The 14287-nt window shown below is 49.6% G+C and carries 13 protein-coding genes; 2 read left to right on the top strand and 11 right to left on the bottom strand.

Annotated elements, in window-relative coordinates; all coding sequences use genetic code 11:
- Nucleotides 1-24 precede the first annotated feature (24 nt).
- Both V7723_RS05905 and V7723_RS05900 read right to left on the bottom strand, forming a co-directional pair.
- Nucleotides 25-870 carry a fumarylacetoacetate hydrolase family protein gene (locus V7723_RS05905; RefSeq protein ID WP_335683515.1) on the bottom strand — a complete coding sequence of 282 codons (846 nt, stop codon included), beginning with the start codon at nucleotides 868-870 and terminating at the stop codon, nucleotides 25-27.
- Nucleotides 871-899: 29 nt separating this feature from the next.
- Nucleotides 900-1892: a zinc-dependent alcohol dehydrogenase family protein gene (locus V7723_RS05900; protein ID WP_335683514.1), complete on the bottom strand. Its 993-nt coding sequence runs from the start codon at nucleotides 1890-1892 to the stop codon at nucleotides 900-902.
- 141 nt (nucleotides 1893-2033) lie between these two features.
- Here V7723_RS05900 and V7723_RS05895 point away from each other — a divergent pair, with 141 nt between their 5' ends.
- Both V7723_RS05895 and V7723_RS05890 read left to right on the top strand, forming a co-directional pair.
- A complete protein-coding gene (locus V7723_RS05895) occupies nucleotides 2034-2798 on the top strand; it encodes a sulfite exporter TauE/SafE family protein (RefSeq protein ID WP_335683513.1) in 765 nt (254 codons plus the stop codon).
- Between the two features lie 37 nt (nucleotides 2799-2835).
- Nucleotides 2836-3297, top strand: a complete 462-nt coding sequence (locus V7723_RS05890; protein ID WP_335683512.1) for a YtoQ family protein — start codon at nucleotides 2836-2838, stop codon at nucleotides 3295-3297.
- 22 nt (nucleotides 3298-3319) lie between these two features.
- Here V7723_RS05890 and V7723_RS05885 read toward each other — a convergent pair whose 3' ends face one another.
- The 9 genes from V7723_RS05885 to V7723_RS05845 all read right to left on the bottom strand — a co-directional run bounded on the left by V7723_RS05885 (nucleotide 3320) and on the right by V7723_RS05845 (nucleotide 14082).
- Entirely contained in the window at nucleotides 3320-6070 is a 2751-nt protein-coding gene (locus V7723_RS05885; protein WP_335683511.1) for a sensor histidine kinase, read from the bottom strand.
- Nucleotides 6070-6336 carry a hypothetical protein gene (locus V7723_RS05880; protein ID WP_335683510.1) on the bottom strand — a complete coding sequence of 89 codons (267 nt, stop codon included), beginning with the start codon at nucleotides 6334-6336 and terminating at the stop codon, nucleotides 6070-6072. Before V7723_RS05880 ends, V7723_RS05885 begins: the two co-directional genes overlap by 1 nt.
- Nucleotides 6337-6340: 4 nt before the next feature.
- Nucleotides 6341-6733, bottom strand: coding sequence for a response regulator transcription factor (locus V7723_RS05875; protein WP_335683509.1), 393 nt, complete (start codon nucleotides 6731-6733; stop codon nucleotides 6341-6343).
- A 165-nt stretch (nucleotides 6734-6898) separates the two neighbouring features.
- Complete coding sequence (gene acs, locus V7723_RS05870) at nucleotides 6899-8839, bottom strand: acetate--CoA ligase (RefSeq protein WP_335683508.1); 1941 nt, start codon at nucleotides 8837-8839, stop codon at nucleotides 6899-6901.
- 129 nt (nucleotides 8840-8968) lie between these two features.
- On the bottom strand, nucleotides 8969-9694 hold the full coding sequence (locus V7723_RS05865) for an ABC transporter ATP-binding protein (protein ID WP_335683507.1): 726 nt from the start codon (nucleotides 9692-9694) through the stop codon (nucleotides 8969-8971).
- A complete protein-coding gene (locus V7723_RS05860) occupies nucleotides 9694-10452 on the bottom strand; it encodes an ABC transporter ATP-binding protein (protein ID WP_335683506.1) in 759 nt (252 codons plus the stop codon). Before V7723_RS05860 ends, V7723_RS05865 begins: the two co-directional genes overlap by 1 nt.
- A gap of 10 nt (nucleotides 10453-10462) precedes the next feature.
- Nucleotides 10463-11611, bottom strand: a complete 1149-nt coding sequence (locus tag V7723_RS05855) for a branched-chain amino acid ABC transporter permease (protein WP_335683505.1) — start codon at nucleotides 11609-11611, stop codon at nucleotides 10463-10465.
- A 1-nt stretch (nucleotide 11612) separates the two neighbouring features.
- Entirely contained in the window at nucleotides 11613-12629 is a 1017-nt protein-coding gene (locus V7723_RS05850; protein ID WP_335683504.1) for a branched-chain amino acid ABC transporter permease, read from the bottom strand.
- A 103-nt stretch (nucleotides 12630-12732) separates the two neighbouring features.
- Nucleotides 12733-14082: a substrate-binding protein gene (locus V7723_RS05845; protein ID WP_335683503.1), complete on the bottom strand. Its 1350-nt coding sequence runs from the start codon at nucleotides 14080-14082 to the stop codon at nucleotides 12733-12735.
- Nucleotides 14083-14287: the final 205 nt, after the last annotated feature.

The raw sequence follows: 14287 nt of genomic DNA, 5'->3' as shown, positions 1-14287 counted from the left end.
TTTTTTCGCCAACGTTATTGGAGATTACGCCTGCACCATCTTTTGCGTCTGTGTTCCCAGCCCATCAACACCTAAAGTCACTGTTTGCCCGGCTTTCAGATAAACCGGTTCAGGTTTGTGGCCCATGCCAACACCTGGAGGAGTTCCTGTCGACACCACATCCCCGGGCTCAAGCGTCATAAACTGGCTGAGGTGAGAGATGATTGTCGCAACGTCAAAAATCATGGTGGACGTATTGCCGGTTTGCTTGCGCTCCCCATCCACATCCAGCCAAAGATCCAGCACTTGCGGATCCGGCACTTCATCAGCCGTCACAAGCCAAGGACCGATGGGACCAAAAGTATCGTGGCTTTTGCCTTTGGTCCATTGACCAGAGCGTTCCGACTGGAACGAGCGCTCGGAGACATCATTAACCGTGCAATAGCCCGCGACATAGTCCAATGCCTCGGCAACCCCGACATATTTGGCGCGCTTACCTATCACAAATCCCAGTTCCACTTCCCAGTCCGTTTTCTGGGAGGTACGCGGTATTTCCACATCATCATCCGGGCCGGTGATGGCGGTCGTTGCCTTCATGAAAACAATGGGTTCGGCGGGCGGTGTCTGCCCGGCTTCCGCCGCATGATCGGAATAATTAAGGCCAATGCAGATGAACTTTCCCACATTGCCAATACAAGGACCAATCCGTGGATTGCCCTCGACTTCCGGCAAGTCTTCAAAATCCATGGCGTCCAACCGTTCCAGATCACCGCCGGTAAAGGTATCGCCGGTGATATCATCGATCATGCCGCTGAGATCACGGACAATGCCGTCCTCATCCAGAACACCGGGTTTTTCTTGACCCTTCGGGCCATAACGTAACAATTTCATAGTCTTCTCCTTGGGAAGGACCTGATCCCTCAAATAGAAATAACGATTTTTCCGAAATGCTGGCCGCTTTCCATCAAATGATAGGCGTCTTTGGCATCCTTGAAATCTACGACTGTATCGATGACGGGATGGATATCGTTATGAAGCAACGCCGCGTTCATACGCGCGAACATATCCCGCGGCCCGACATAGATACCCTGAAGACGGATAGATTTGCGCATGATTGAGGTCGGATCCATCTGCCCGCCGGTCAGCACACCCACTAGTGAGATACGGCCGCCAATGCGAACCGCTTCAACAGATTTGGAAAGAGTGCCGGCCCCGCCGACTTCCACCACAACATCCACACCGTGACCGTCTGTCAATTTGCCAACCTCAGCCTCCCAATCCGGGATACTACGATAGTTGATCACTTCATTAGCGCCGAGGGTCTGCGCTCGCGCCAGTTTATCGTCACTGCTCGAGGTGAGGATTGTTTTTATGCCCGCCGCTGCCGCCATCTGTTGCGCGAAAATCGATACGCCGCCAGTACCGAGCAAGAGGGCGGTCTGGCCTGCAGCTGCCCCGCCCGCCTCTATCAGGCAATTCCAAGCCGTTAATCCGGCGCAAGGCAACGTTGAGGCTTCCTCAAACGACAGATGTTCCGGGATCGGGAGCGCACCATTTTCATTCAAAACAGCATACTCACAGAGCATACCGTCAATGGCACCCCCCATGGCGCTGTTCATTACATCGTCGCGGATGGGCCCACTATCCCAATTTTGAAAAAAGGTGCCGACAACACGGTCGCCCTTCTTGAACGCCGTCACACCCTCACCAACTTCTTCCACGAGCCCGGCACCGTCGGAATTCGGAATGCGCCCATCGGTCGGGCCGTTCTTGACCATCATCAAATCGCGGTAATTAATGGCATTGGCCTTCACCTTGACCAGAATTTCGCCTGAGCCCGGCTTGGGAATATCTTGTTCTTTGAGACTTAACTCATTGATACCACCACCACCTTGAATGACATATGCTTTCACTGATCTTCTCCTGCCCATAAAGGCTCTGTTGAATTACCGCTTGTACTCCCGCTTAAAACGGGTAAGCATTGAATGAATTAATCCGTTTGCTGTAAAGCAATATTTCAACTCTTTCTTCGGAACCGCGTCTGTACATCCCACATGATCACAGAATACCTTCCTGAATTCAGCTTATTTCACCTCTTCGTGGTCTGTGCCGCCTTGTCATTAGGGGGAATAGTCAAAGGCATCAGTGCCTTCGGGTTGCCGACAATTGCCATGCCGATCATTGTCTTTTTTATGTCACTCCCGTCGGCGGTCGCCATTATCGTCTTGCCGATGATCGTTACCAATTTCGTGCAGATGTTGGCTACTGGCCATATTAAATCGACTGTTGCCCGGCATTGGCGGTTTCTACTCGCCCTCTATGTCTCCATGCCCTTTGGTGTCTATTTGTTGTCAACCGTAAACACATCCTATTTACTGGTTGGTGTGGGGTGTTTTCTGATCTTCGTAGCCAGTCTAGAAATGTTCGGCGTATCCTTCGCCTTTGTAACAGACCGGGAGAAAATCACCGGGCCCATCATTGGCCTGTTTGCCGGAATTGTTGGCGGAATTACGACACTCTACGGAACATTACCCATCTTTTTCTTCGTCGCGCTTGGCTTGGAGAAAGAGAAATTTGTTGCTGTTGTCAGTGTCTTGCTGTTCACCGGTAGCCTTGTTCTGATGGCGAGCTTGCATGGGGGCAATTTCATAGGTCCCCTCGAACTTGTATATGGCCTTGTGGGGCTTGGTCCCCTGTTTGTCGGGATGTGGGCCGGCACCAAAGTCCGGCATCGCGTTGACCAGGCGACTTTCAAGAAAATTGTTTTAGTGCTGGTGATGTTAATCGGCGTTATGCTGATTTACCGCGCCCTCGCCTGAGACTATACTCACCGTTCAAACAAACCAAGGAGCTGACATGAGCCGTATCTGGACAATCTATCTCTCAGGCGAAATCCATAGTGACTGGCGTGAACGGATCACCGATGGTGTAAAAGCAGCCGGTCTACCCGTGGAACTCAACGGACCCAATACGGTGCATGCAGATAGTGACGATTGCGCTGTGGCCATCTTCGGGCCTGAGCCGGATAAATTTTGGCATGACCATAAAAGCGCACGCCTCAATGCCATGCGCACGAGAACCTTGATCCAGGAAGCTGATATCGTTGTCGTCCGCTTTGGCGAAAAATACAAACAATGGAACGCCGCCTTTGATGCCGGCTTCGCTGCCGCCATGGATACCCCATATATTACTCTGCATCCTACGGAGCATGATCACGCACTCAAAGAAGTCAATGCCGCCGCAGCCGCGACGGCCCGGACCCCGGAACAAGTGGTTCAAGCTCTGGCTTACATCATAAACGGAAAAATGCCAGGTTAGGTCTCCCCGACTTTACGTCACCCTATTCTGCCGATAATCGCTCTTTTTGACGATCCGCACGCGGAACCGTAAAGGAAAATTTTGCGCCACTTGCCGGTTGATTTTTCACCCAGATCTCGCCGCCCATAAAGGTGACAATTTCGCGACAAATGGCCAAGCCAAGACCGGACCCTTGTGGTTTATCCTCACCCGTGCTGACGGACTGATGAAATTTCTCGAAGATATCCAGTGTCCGGTCATCCGGAATTCCTTTGCCATTGTCAGAAACAGTGACCAGCAATACATCTTCTTCCGTGGTGACGGAGACGTCAATTTTCCCTGCCGTTTTGTCACAAAACTTGATGGCGTTGGAGACTAAGTTGATCATAACCTGAATAAGCTGATCGTGATCGGCGAGAACTGGCGGCAATTGGTCGGCCAGTTGGATGCTGACATCAACGTCATTTTCTTTGATTAACCCTTCGAGAGCAGCCAGCGCCTCGCGGATCGTCGCCCCCATATTTACTTGATCGAACGACCAGTCCATTTGTCCCGCTTCCATGCGGGCCAAATCTAGCAGTTGATCGATTAATCGGGTCAGCCGCCGGCTTTCCTTGATGATCACATTGAGGAACTGGGTGCGTTCCTCAATTGAAACTTCTGGATTATCAACCAGAATTTCCCCAAACGCCCGGAGGGATGTGAGCGGCGTCCGCAACTCGTGGCTAACCATGGACAGGAAATGATCTTTTAGAGAATCCAGCTCCTTCAAACGCTCATTGGCATTTCTCAATTGCGCCGTTGCTTGTTCCAGTTCCAAAGACTTTTGTTCAAGCTTATGACTATACTCAATCACCTGGCTCGTCTCATCAACGATGCGGTAAACTTCATCTAGGCCAACGATCTCACCTTTAACCACCGACCCCATCATCACGCGAGCGGTCGCGGAACCAATGGCCCCGGCCAGCATTTTTTCTGCAAAATCAAGCATGGCGGCGTCTGCCGATTGACTACGGCGAGCTGTCAAACCACGATCGCGAAGATATCCATCAAAAGCTACCGCGACCCTTTGTCCCCCGACGAACCGACCAACCAATTGTTGCAAGTCCGCTATCGTCGCCGATCCGCGCCAATAACGACTATCGCGCTCATCCTCAGTATGCCCGAACACATCCACGAATAAGGTTCCCTGAATGCGTTCAATAGCTGTTTGTTGAGACAACAGCGACACAATCCAGTAAGCACCAATATTGACCAGCATGCTCCAAAACAACGCATGCGTCAGGCGATCAAAGCCTTCCATGCCAAAAAGGGCATAGGGTTTAAGCAGGGCAATACCCCAAGGTCCTTGATCAATAAAACTAATGGGCAGCCAGCCCGATTGAGCGAAAGACGGAAGTAACAAGGTATAAAGCCACATGGCAAATCCGAGGGCCAATCCGGTCAGCGCTCCCCGGTAAGAAGCGCCTTTCCAAAAAATCCCGCCAATGATCGCCGGCATAAATTGGGCGGCAGCCGCAAAAGAAACCAAGCCAATCGTAACTAAAGAATAGGACTCGCTCGCGATAAGGTAATACACATAGCCCAGTATCAGAACGAGCAGAATACTGACCCGACGGATTGTCAGTAGCAAACCGGTCAAATCATCATTCTTGTTGATGTTGAGGCTTTTTGATCGCAACAACAACGGCATAATCAAGTCATTGCAAACCATGGTACTCAGCGCAATCGCCGCAACGATCACCATGGAGGTCGCCGCCGACAACCCACCAACGAAGGCAACCAATGCCAAAACACCCTGATTGTGGAAAAGCGGCACGGTGAGCATAAACATATCCGCATCTGCTGTCGTTCCATCGAAGGCCAAGCGTCCCGCGAGTGCGATCGGTAGTACGAATATATTAATAACCAGCAAATATAACGGAAAAAGCCACGTTGTTTTACGTAAACTGGCCTCGTCCGGGTTCTCCACTGCCGTAATATAAAATTGCCGTGGCAAACAGATAATTGCTGCCATTGAAAGTAACGTCATCGTCATCCAGAGCTTGTAATCGCTGTCTTCATTGACGGTAAAAAGCTGCTCTAGTCCTTGATCGGCGGCTTTGGAAAAGAGATCGGAAAAGCCATTATAGACACCAAAGGTCACGAAAAACCCGACGGCCAGAAAGGCGATTAGCTTGACCACGGATTCGAAGGCAATGGCCGCCACCAGACCCTCATGATGCTCACTGGCATCGATATGGCGGGTTCCGAAAAGAATGGCAAAAAGGGCAAGGGCAAGGGCTACAATCAGGGTCGTATCAATAAAGAAAATGGGATCACTTGGGGCATTGAGCAATACGGTTTCCGAGGAGCCAACAAGGATACGAAAACTGGTGGCGATAGATTTCAGCTGCAAGGAGATATACGGCATGGTGCCAACCACGGCGATTACGGTCACAAGCCCGCCCAATCCGGCTCTCTTACCGTAACGCGAGGCAATAAAGTCGGCGATAGACGTGATCCGGTGGACCTTGCAAATTCGCACAATCTTCACCCAGACAACGGACCAAAGAACGAAAACAAATGTCGGTCCCAGATAGATCGGCAAAAAATCAAGCCCTCGATTGGCTGCCAAGCCAACGCTTCCGTAGAAAGTCCAGGACGTGCAAAAAACAGCAATGGACAATGTATAGATATAAGGATTGCGAGTCAGAGGACGATTGGTTTCAGCCCTGGAATCGACGAAATGAGCGACCGCAAACAAAAGACCAAGATATAGAACAGAAACGGTGAGAACCAAACTACCGGGCATTACCGCCTCTCCCGTCCGGAACCGGGCCGTAAATCTTCAAAGCGGGGTTGCTCCGGAGTGCCTTTTCCAACTGTTCGCCGCCGGGCGCCAAGTGCCGTGAACAAGATAACGCCACCCCAGCTCCCGAATAGATAAAGAAAACTCATGGGGATGCCGAAAACCAGATCACTTTCATCAAAAATAGACAGGACCGGCGGCATGAAAATTATCAGGCAGGCGACAAACAATAGGATTGACCATTCTTTTTTGCGGCCAGTCCGGATCATCTGCTTATTTCACGGAGGAAACCGCAGGCTTGATCGCCACGATATCCTTAACCAATTTGCCCAGCACTCGCGTCGAAAATGGCTTCGTTACGAAATCGTCCGCGCCCAGCGCCAAGGCGCGTTCCTTGTCCGCCTCTCGGCTTTTGGCGGAGAGCATGATGATTTTCACATTTCGGCAATTTGTATTGGATCTAATTGCTTCACAGACAGAAAAGCCATCTTGTTTCGGCAGCATGATATCCAGTAGCACCAAATCCGGAACATAGTCGTCGATGGCCCGCAACGCTTGATCTCCATCCCGCGCCACGCGTACGACAAACCCAGCCTGCTTCAGAATAAATTGTAAGGACAATACGATATTGGGCTCGTCCTCCACCACAAGCACTGTATGCGACATGCCTTTGCTCACTCCCTCCCAAAGATTGAGGCTTTATTATTCTAATAGAGCTTATAGCGATCCGTTATCGGTCTTCTACAATAAGTTTCTTTTCAGCCTCAAACCAGAGTGTACCGTATTCCGTGGGTCATTGTCATCGGACAATCGAATCCAGCGGCGTCGGCCTTATCTGTTCATCCGATTATCAATCAATTCGTCGACCACAGCCGGATCTGCCAATGTGGATGTATCACCTAAGCTGCCATACTCATTTTCGGCAACTTTGCGCAATATCCGCCGCATGATTTTACCGGAGCGGGTCTTTGGAAGGCCTGGCGCCCATTGAATTAAATCCGGTGTTGCAATTGGACCAATTTCTTGCCGCACCCATTTTGCCAGATCGCTGCGTAATTCCTCAGTCGGTTCAACACCCGCCGTCAACGTCACATAGGCATAAATGCCCTGCCCCTTGATATCGTGAGGATAGCCGACCACAGCCGCTTCTGAGACTTTACTATGAGCCACCAAGGCACTTTCGACTTCTGCCGTTCCCATGCGATGGCCGGAAACATTAATTACGTCATCAACACGTCCGGTAATCCAATAATAACCATCTTCATCACGACGTGCACCATCGCCCGTAAAATAACGACCGGGGAAGGTCGCAAAATAGGTTTGGTAAAAGCGCTCATGATCGCCATACACCGTCCGCATCTGACCAGGCCAGCTATCCTTGATACATAAGACACCTTCACAGGCACCTTCCAGAACCTTGCCTTCTGTATCGACCATTACTGGGTCAATTCCGAAGAAAGGACGGGTCGCAGAACCTGGCTTCAAATCCGTAGCTCCCGGCAACGGCGTGATCAAGATACCTCCGGTTTCTGTTTGCCACCAAGTATCCACAATTGGGCAACGGCTATCTCCAACCACTTCGTGATACCAGCGCCAAGCTTCCGGATTTATGGGCTCGCCAACAGAACCAAGTAACCGTAGTGAACTGCGTGAGGTTTTCTTGACAGGTTCATCGCCATCACGCATCAACGCCCGGATGGCCGTTGGCGCCGTATAGAATATGTTGACCTGATGCTTGTCGCAAACTTCCCAGAAGCGCGATACTGTGGGGTAATTGGGCACGCCTTCAAACATCAATGTGGTGGCGCCATTGGCCAAGGGACCATAGACTATATAACTATGGCCAGTTACCCAACCCACATCGGCCGTACACCAGTAAACATCTCCATCATGATAATCGAACACGTAACGGTGGGTCATGGCCGCATAAACGATATAGCCACCCGTCGTGTGCATGACACCTTTGGGTTGGCCGGTTGATCCGGAGGTGTAGAGAATAAAGAGCGGATCTTCAGCGTTCATTTCTTCAGGTGGACAATCCGCATCGACCTTCGCCATTTCTTCGTGATACCAAACATCGCGACCTTCAGTCCAACCGGTCTTGGCACCGGTTCTGTTTACAACGATACACGTCGTGCAATCCGGACAATTCTCCAGCGCTTTGTCCGTATTTTCCTTGAGCGGAACGGTTTTTCCGCCGCGTAGCCCTTCATCGGCTGTGATCACGCAATTGGAGTCGCAATCGCGAATACGGCCGCCCAATGCATCTGGAGAAAATCCGCCAAAAACAATGGAATGAACCGCTCCGATGCGAGCACAAGCCAACATGGCAACAGCAGCTTCGACGATCATGGGCATGTATAAAGTAACTCGATCGCCCTTTTTAATGCCCCGAGCTTTAAGGACGTTAGAGAATTTACAGACCTCTTCATACAGCTCTCGGTAAGTCAGGGTTTTGTCATCACTTGGATCATCGCCCTCCCATATAATCGCTGTGCGATCGCCCTTGGTTTCCAGATGACGATCGATGCAGTTATAGCTGACATTTAAAGTTCCATCATAATACCATCGGATGTGTAGATCATCCTTGGCGTAAGACACATCTTTGACTTGCGTATAGGGTTTAATCCAGTCGATGCGTTTACCGTGCTCTCCCCAGAAAGCTGCTGGATCTTCGACCGAGGCGCGGTACATGGCTTCGTAACTTGCCTTATCAGCCCATGCCGATTTCGCCAGCTCCGCTGGTACCGGGTATAATTCCTCAACGGTCATAATTGTAGATCCTTTCGCGACTGGCAAGCTGCGGTAAATTTCTCCGCGCCTCCCCTTATGGAAAACTTCTCGAATAAAAAAGGCTATCTCAGTGTTGCAGCTACTGCAACTTTTACGATGGAAACCTTGTCAGATTGCTAAATATTCATGGCGTAATTCTTGATTTTCCAGCACTTCTTGAGCAGTTCCACGGAACGCTATTTGCCCCATATCCAGAATCAACGCCTTATCCGCCAGCTGAAGTGCAGCAACAGCATTCTGCTCGACGATAATTGTCGTGATGCCAAGCTCTTTGACTTCCAGCAATATCTTCTCGATTTCCTGCACAATAACAGGAGCCAATCCTTCATAAGGTTCATCAAGAAACAACAATTTAACGTCACGTGCTAGAGCTCTGGCAACAGCTAGCATTTGTTGCTCGCCACCAGACATAGTAATTGCATCCTGTGTACGCCGTTCGCCGAGCCGGGGGAAATGGTCGTAAATACGCTCAATCTCCCACCCCTTAGGTTCCGCGACTTGCGCCAATAATAAATTTTCCTCAACGGTCAATCCGCCAATAATTCGTCGATCTTCCGGCACTAACTGAATACCTTCACGCGCCGCTTCAAAGGCTTTCAATGGGTGTATTGCTTTCCCACCAAGATAGATTTCACCTTGAGTTAAACCCGGGCTGTCGACACGAGCGAGCGCTCGCAGCGTCGAGGTTTTTCCCGCGCCATTGCGACCCAACAACGCGACAATTTCGCCTTCTTCGATATCGAATGAAACACCCTGGACAATATAGGATTCGCCGTAATAAGCATGAACGTCTTTCACACTAAAATAAGGCATCTTTTCTTCGCTAGCCGACATTAATGCGCCCCTCCCAAGTAGGCTTCCTTAACTTTAGGATCTTCCCGCACCGCTTCAGGATCACCGCCTGCAATAATCTGCCCTCGGGCCAGAACGCTCACCTTGTCCGCAAGACTGAACACCACGTGCATATCATGTTCGATAATGACTTTGGTCATGCCTCGCGATTTGATTTTCTTCAAAAGATCAATGGTCGCATTGGTATCATGCCGTGCCATACCAGCTGTTGGCTCATCAAGCAGCAAGAGACGCGGGTGAAGGATCAAACACATTCCAAGCTCGAGACGTCGCTTGTCGCCCCGCGACAGACTGCCCGCCTCCGTCATCATTTGCTCTTTTAAGCCGACATCTTCCAGAATATGTTCGGCTTCGTCTCGGATTTCACTTTGCTTGCTGAGTAATTTCGACGCGTTGAATTTAAACGCCCCGTCTCGATGCGAAAAAGCCGGCAGCATAACATTTTCGAGAAGTGACATTTCTTGAAATATCTCTGGCGTTTGAAAAACCCGAGCGACACCAATTTGGGCGATCTCATGAGGTTTTTTACCAGTTAGTTCCTGACCGTCGAAGGTCACCGATCCGGTATCAGGCTTCAATCGGCCGATACAGACATTAAGCAATGTAGATTTACCTGCACCGTTTGGTCCGATGATCGCATGTGTCGTTCCTTCTTCAACATGCAAATTGACGTCACCAAGTGCCTTCAAACCACCGAAGCTCTTATTGATATTTTCTAAATGAAGAACAAGATCTCCCATTGCGTAACCCCTACTCGCCCGTTTGGTCTTGTGACGTCACGGTCACGGTTTTATTTTTCTTGCCGGATGTGAACAACTTAAAAATACGATTAAAGCCTTCGACAAGTCCGCCAGGAAGGAAAATCACGATAACCATAAACAACAATCCAAGTGTTAAATGCCAGCCGCTGCCGACAAACAGGCCTGCGACCGAAACGAAGACATCAGCTACTGGCTCCGGCAGGAATGAGAAGAATTGTTGTAGGACGCTATCGCCAAAGGAAGAGAAAATATTTTCAAAATACTTGATCAACCCCGCGCCGAGCATCGGTCCGATCAACGTCCCAACGCCACCTAAAATGGTCATCAACACCACCTCACCAGACGCTGTCCACTGCATCCTCTCTGCCCCTGCCAAAGGATCTGTAACCGCTAGCAGGCTACCGGCCAATCCTGCAAACATGCCCGATATAACAAAAGCAGTCAGCATGTAAGGCCGTGTATTCAATCCCGTATAGTTCATGCGATTTTGGTTCGACTTTATGCCGCGCAGCATCAGACCAAAGGGCGAACGGAAGATACGCATGGAAATAAAGAAACATATCAGCAACACAACCGCGCAGAAATAAAACCCCGGATAGCCGCTCATGGTAATTCCGAATAAATCAGTCGACGGCAACCCACCACCAGCCGGAGCGTCGAAAAATAGGCGATCGATTAACCGTGGGTCCGATTGCTTGAGCTGAAGTCCGGTTTCACCATTTGTAATAGGTGTCAGCACTGAATAGGCCAGGTTATAGGACATTTGGGCAAAAGCCAGAGTCAGAATGGAAAAGTATATCCCGGACCGACGTAAGCTCAGGAACCCTATTATCAATGCCAGAATTCCAGAGAACAAGACACCAAACATCACCGCAGGAATAACGTTCATAGTGAGTAACTTGAACGACCAGACAGCCGCATAAGAACCAACACCTAGGAAAGCTGCATGTCCAAAAGACAAATATCCTGTCAACCCAAACAAGATGTTGAAGCCGATGGCGAAAATTCCATAAATGGCGAATTTCTGCAGAAGATCCGGATAGGCCGCTCCGAAAGGCTGCAGCCAGATGGGCATCAAAAGAACGACAGCGGCGACAATGAGGAGGAGTAAGTTATCGTTGAGAAAAGGCTTTTTCATCTTAATCATCCATCACGCCGGCTCGACCCATCAATCCACGAGGCAAGACCAGAAGAATAATAACTGCAACGAGGTAAAGGATAATCTGGTCAATACCAGGGAAAATCTCTTTTACTTCATTCATGGATGCAAAGGATTGCACAATCCCCAGCAGGAAGCCGGCACAAACCGCTCCGCCCAAGGATCCCATACCGCCAACAACAACAACCACAAAAGACAGGACAAGGAAGTCCATCCCCATATGGTAATCCGGAGGCAAAATAGGCGTGTACATGACACCCGCAACGCCGGCGACAACCGCCGCAATGGCGAAAACAATGGTAAATCGCCGCTCAATATTAATGCCTAACAGGCCTACCGTTTCCCGATCACGCATACCGGCACGAACAACCATGCCGTAAGTCGTGAACTGAAGGAAAGAGAATACCCCGGTTATAATAATTCCGGAAAAAGCCAGGTAAATAAGTCGCCACCAAGGGTAGACCAAGTTGTCGCCCAGACCAAACCACGCCCCTACATTGGCACTACCGGCCAAGATTTCTGGCGCCGGTTGAGGTATCGGATTAGCGCCAAAGTACGCCTTTATGATCTCTTGAATGACGATTGCCAAACCGAAAGTGACCAGAATCTGCTCTGCATGCGGTCGTTTGTAAAAATGCTTGATTAAGCCTCGTTCCATGACGAAACCGACCAACAACATAAAAGGGATGGCAACAAGAATAGACAGCGGCACCGAATAATCGATGATTGTCGCGCCAGTATCACCAAACCATATTTCCAGATAAGGCTGTTCTTTATAGGCGACAAAAGCTGTTACGCCTTCATCTCGAACTTTCGAAGATATAGTCAAAATCTTTTGGAACGTAACGGCACAAAATGCACCCAGCATGAACAATGCACCATGGGCGAAATTGACGATCCCCAAAGTTCCAAATACCAGGGTCAATCCAAGCGCAATCAGCGCATAAGCAGCGCCTTTGTCCAATCCGTTCAAAATTTGAATAAAGATGGCATCCATTAAATTCTACCTGCAAGGCCCCCACCGGCAATCGCCAGTAAATTTAAAATGCAATAAGCGATCGGATTGGCGGCTCTAAAACCGCCAATCCGTATTTAGTTATCTATTCAACAACATATGGTCCCAAAGAACCACCAAAAATGTTCCAGTCATACTCGACCTGTGCCCGTGGCGTCACATCGACCACTTTCAGCAGATCAAACTGGCTGGATGGGTTCTCATTACCCTTCACAACAAGGACGTCCTTGAAGCACTGATGGTCTTCCGCACGATACAAAGTCGGACCATTACCCATGCCGTCGAAGTTAAAGCCTTCAAGTTGCTTGATAACTTCTGGTGGGTAGAACGTGCCAGCCATTTCACAGGCGTTCGCATACAACAATGTCTGTGCGTAACATGTTTGCGCAGCCATTGATGGAGGCGCACCATATTCCGCGCCAAAGGATTTAACGAAAGCTTTGGAGCCATCATCCTGTAGCGACCAGTTCCAGTTGGTCGTACCAAGAATACCCTTAATCGCATCTCCAGCACCCTGCGCCATGAGACGTGAGAATAGTGGAACAACAATTTCGAAATTCTTGCCGTTGACTTGCTTGTCCCGAAGGCCAAACTGAATAGCCTGACTGAGCGAGTTGATCATATCCTTACCATAATGGTTCAGGATCAAAACGTCGGCACCGGAGTTCAGAACCGGTGTAATATACTGTGAAAAGTCACCAGCACCCACGGGTGTTTTAACGGTCTGTGCTGTTTGCCAGCCAAGAGCTTCCGTTGAATTTCGGATGCTTTCTTCTTGCGTCCAGCCCCAAGTATAATCGGCTGTAAGATGGTACGCGCGACGATCACTACCATATTCCTTGTTCAACACAGGCGCCAATGCGGCACCCGACATATACGCGTTGAAGAAGTGGCGGAAGCCATAACGACGCTTGTCTTTACCGGTCGTGTCATTGGAATGGGTCAAACCCGCCATAAACACAATACCCTGCTCCTGACATAACGATTGCACCGCAACTGCCACGCCCGAAGAGGATCCGCCGGTGATCATCAAGACACCATCTTTTTCAATCATACGCTTAGCAGAGGCACGAGCCGCATCTGATTTAGTCTGCGTGTCCCCTGTCGCAAAGGTAACTTTTTTGCCAAGAACGCCCTTACCGGTCAACATAGACGGTTTAAAGGTATTCAGCATTCCGCCGTCGCCCTCTCCGTTAAGATGTTTCACTGCAAGTTTATAGGCCCGGAGCTCATCAGCACCTTCATCCGCATATGGTCCGGATTGGGGAACGTTAAAGCCCAGCTTTAATTCGCCAGTATTTTTCGGGTTATTCCGAAATTCGGCAGACCAAGCATCTTTGATAAAAAAGCTCGGTGTCGACGCAACCAGACCAGTTACGGCGCCAGCCTTCAACAGGCCACGGCGCGAAAAGCCTGGTTTTTTGAAGTCACTCATTAGGTATCTCCCATTTTGCAAAGTGATCGTCTCCGTTACGGAGAAATTGTGTTATTATCTTCCCGGAGAAAGCAAACCCACCCTGTAAAAATTTCACAAATTCAATATTATTCCCAACAAAACGTTGAAAAGTGGTACTTTTTTATGTAAATTATTTCCATATAGTTTTGTAAATATGTAAATTTTTGTAAATTATCGAGATCCT

Source organism: Sneathiella sp., from assembly GCF_036960985.1.
GTDB lineage: Bacteria > Pseudomonadota > Alphaproteobacteria > Sneathiellales > Sneathiellaceae > Sneathiella.
Note: the sequence above shows the minus strand (reverse complement) of the source record. Positions and strands in the feature narration are given on the sequence as shown.

Excerpts from the sequence above, each read along its gene's own strand:
- V7723_RS05880 (WP_335683510.1), bottom strand. The coding sequence starts at position 6,336 with ATGATCCGGACTGGCCGCAAAAAAGAATGGTCAATCCTATTGTTTGTC.
- V7723_RS05895 (WP_335683513.1), top strand. The coding sequence starts at position 2,034 with ATGATCACAGAATACCTTCCTGAATTCAGCTTATTTCACCTCTTCGTG.
- V7723_RS05860 (WP_335683506.1), bottom strand. The coding sequence starts at position 10,452 with ATGGGAGATCTTGTTCTTCATTTAGAAAATATCAATAAGAGCTTCGGT.
- V7723_RS05845 (WP_335683503.1), bottom strand. The coding sequence starts at position 14,082 with ATGAGTGACTTCAAAAAACCAGGCTTTTCGCGCCGTGGCCTGTTGAAG.
- V7723_RS05855 (WP_335683505.1), bottom strand. The coding sequence starts at position 11,611 with ATGAAAAAGCCTTTTCTCAACGATAACTTACTCCTCCTCATTGTCGCC.
- V7723_RS05885 (WP_335683511.1), bottom strand. The coding sequence starts at position 6,070 with ATGCCCGGTAGTTTGGTTCTCACCGTTTCTGTTCTATATCTTGGTCTT.
- V7723_RS05875 (WP_335683509.1), bottom strand. The coding sequence starts at position 6,733 with ATGTCGCATACAGTGCTTGTGGTGGAGGACGAGCCCAATATCGTATTG.
- acs (WP_335683508.1), bottom strand. The coding sequence starts at position 8,839 with ATGACCGTTGAGGAATTATACCCGGTACCAGCGGAGCTGGCGAAATCG.
- V7723_RS05905 (WP_335683515.1), bottom strand. The coding sequence starts at position 870 with ATGAAATTGTTACGTTATGGCCCGAAGGGTCAAGAAAAACCCGGTGTT.
- V7723_RS05850 (WP_335683504.1), bottom strand. The coding sequence starts at position 12,629 with ATGGATGCCATCTTTATTCAAATTTTGAACGGATTGGACAAAGGCGCT.
- V7723_RS05890 (WP_335683512.1), top strand. The coding sequence starts at position 2,836 with ATGAGCCGTATCTGGACAATCTATCTCTCAGGCGAAATCCATAGTGAC.
- V7723_RS05865 (WP_335683507.1), bottom strand. The coding sequence starts at position 9,694 with ATGTCGGCTAGCGAAGAAAAGATGCCTTATTTTAGTGTGAAAGACGTT.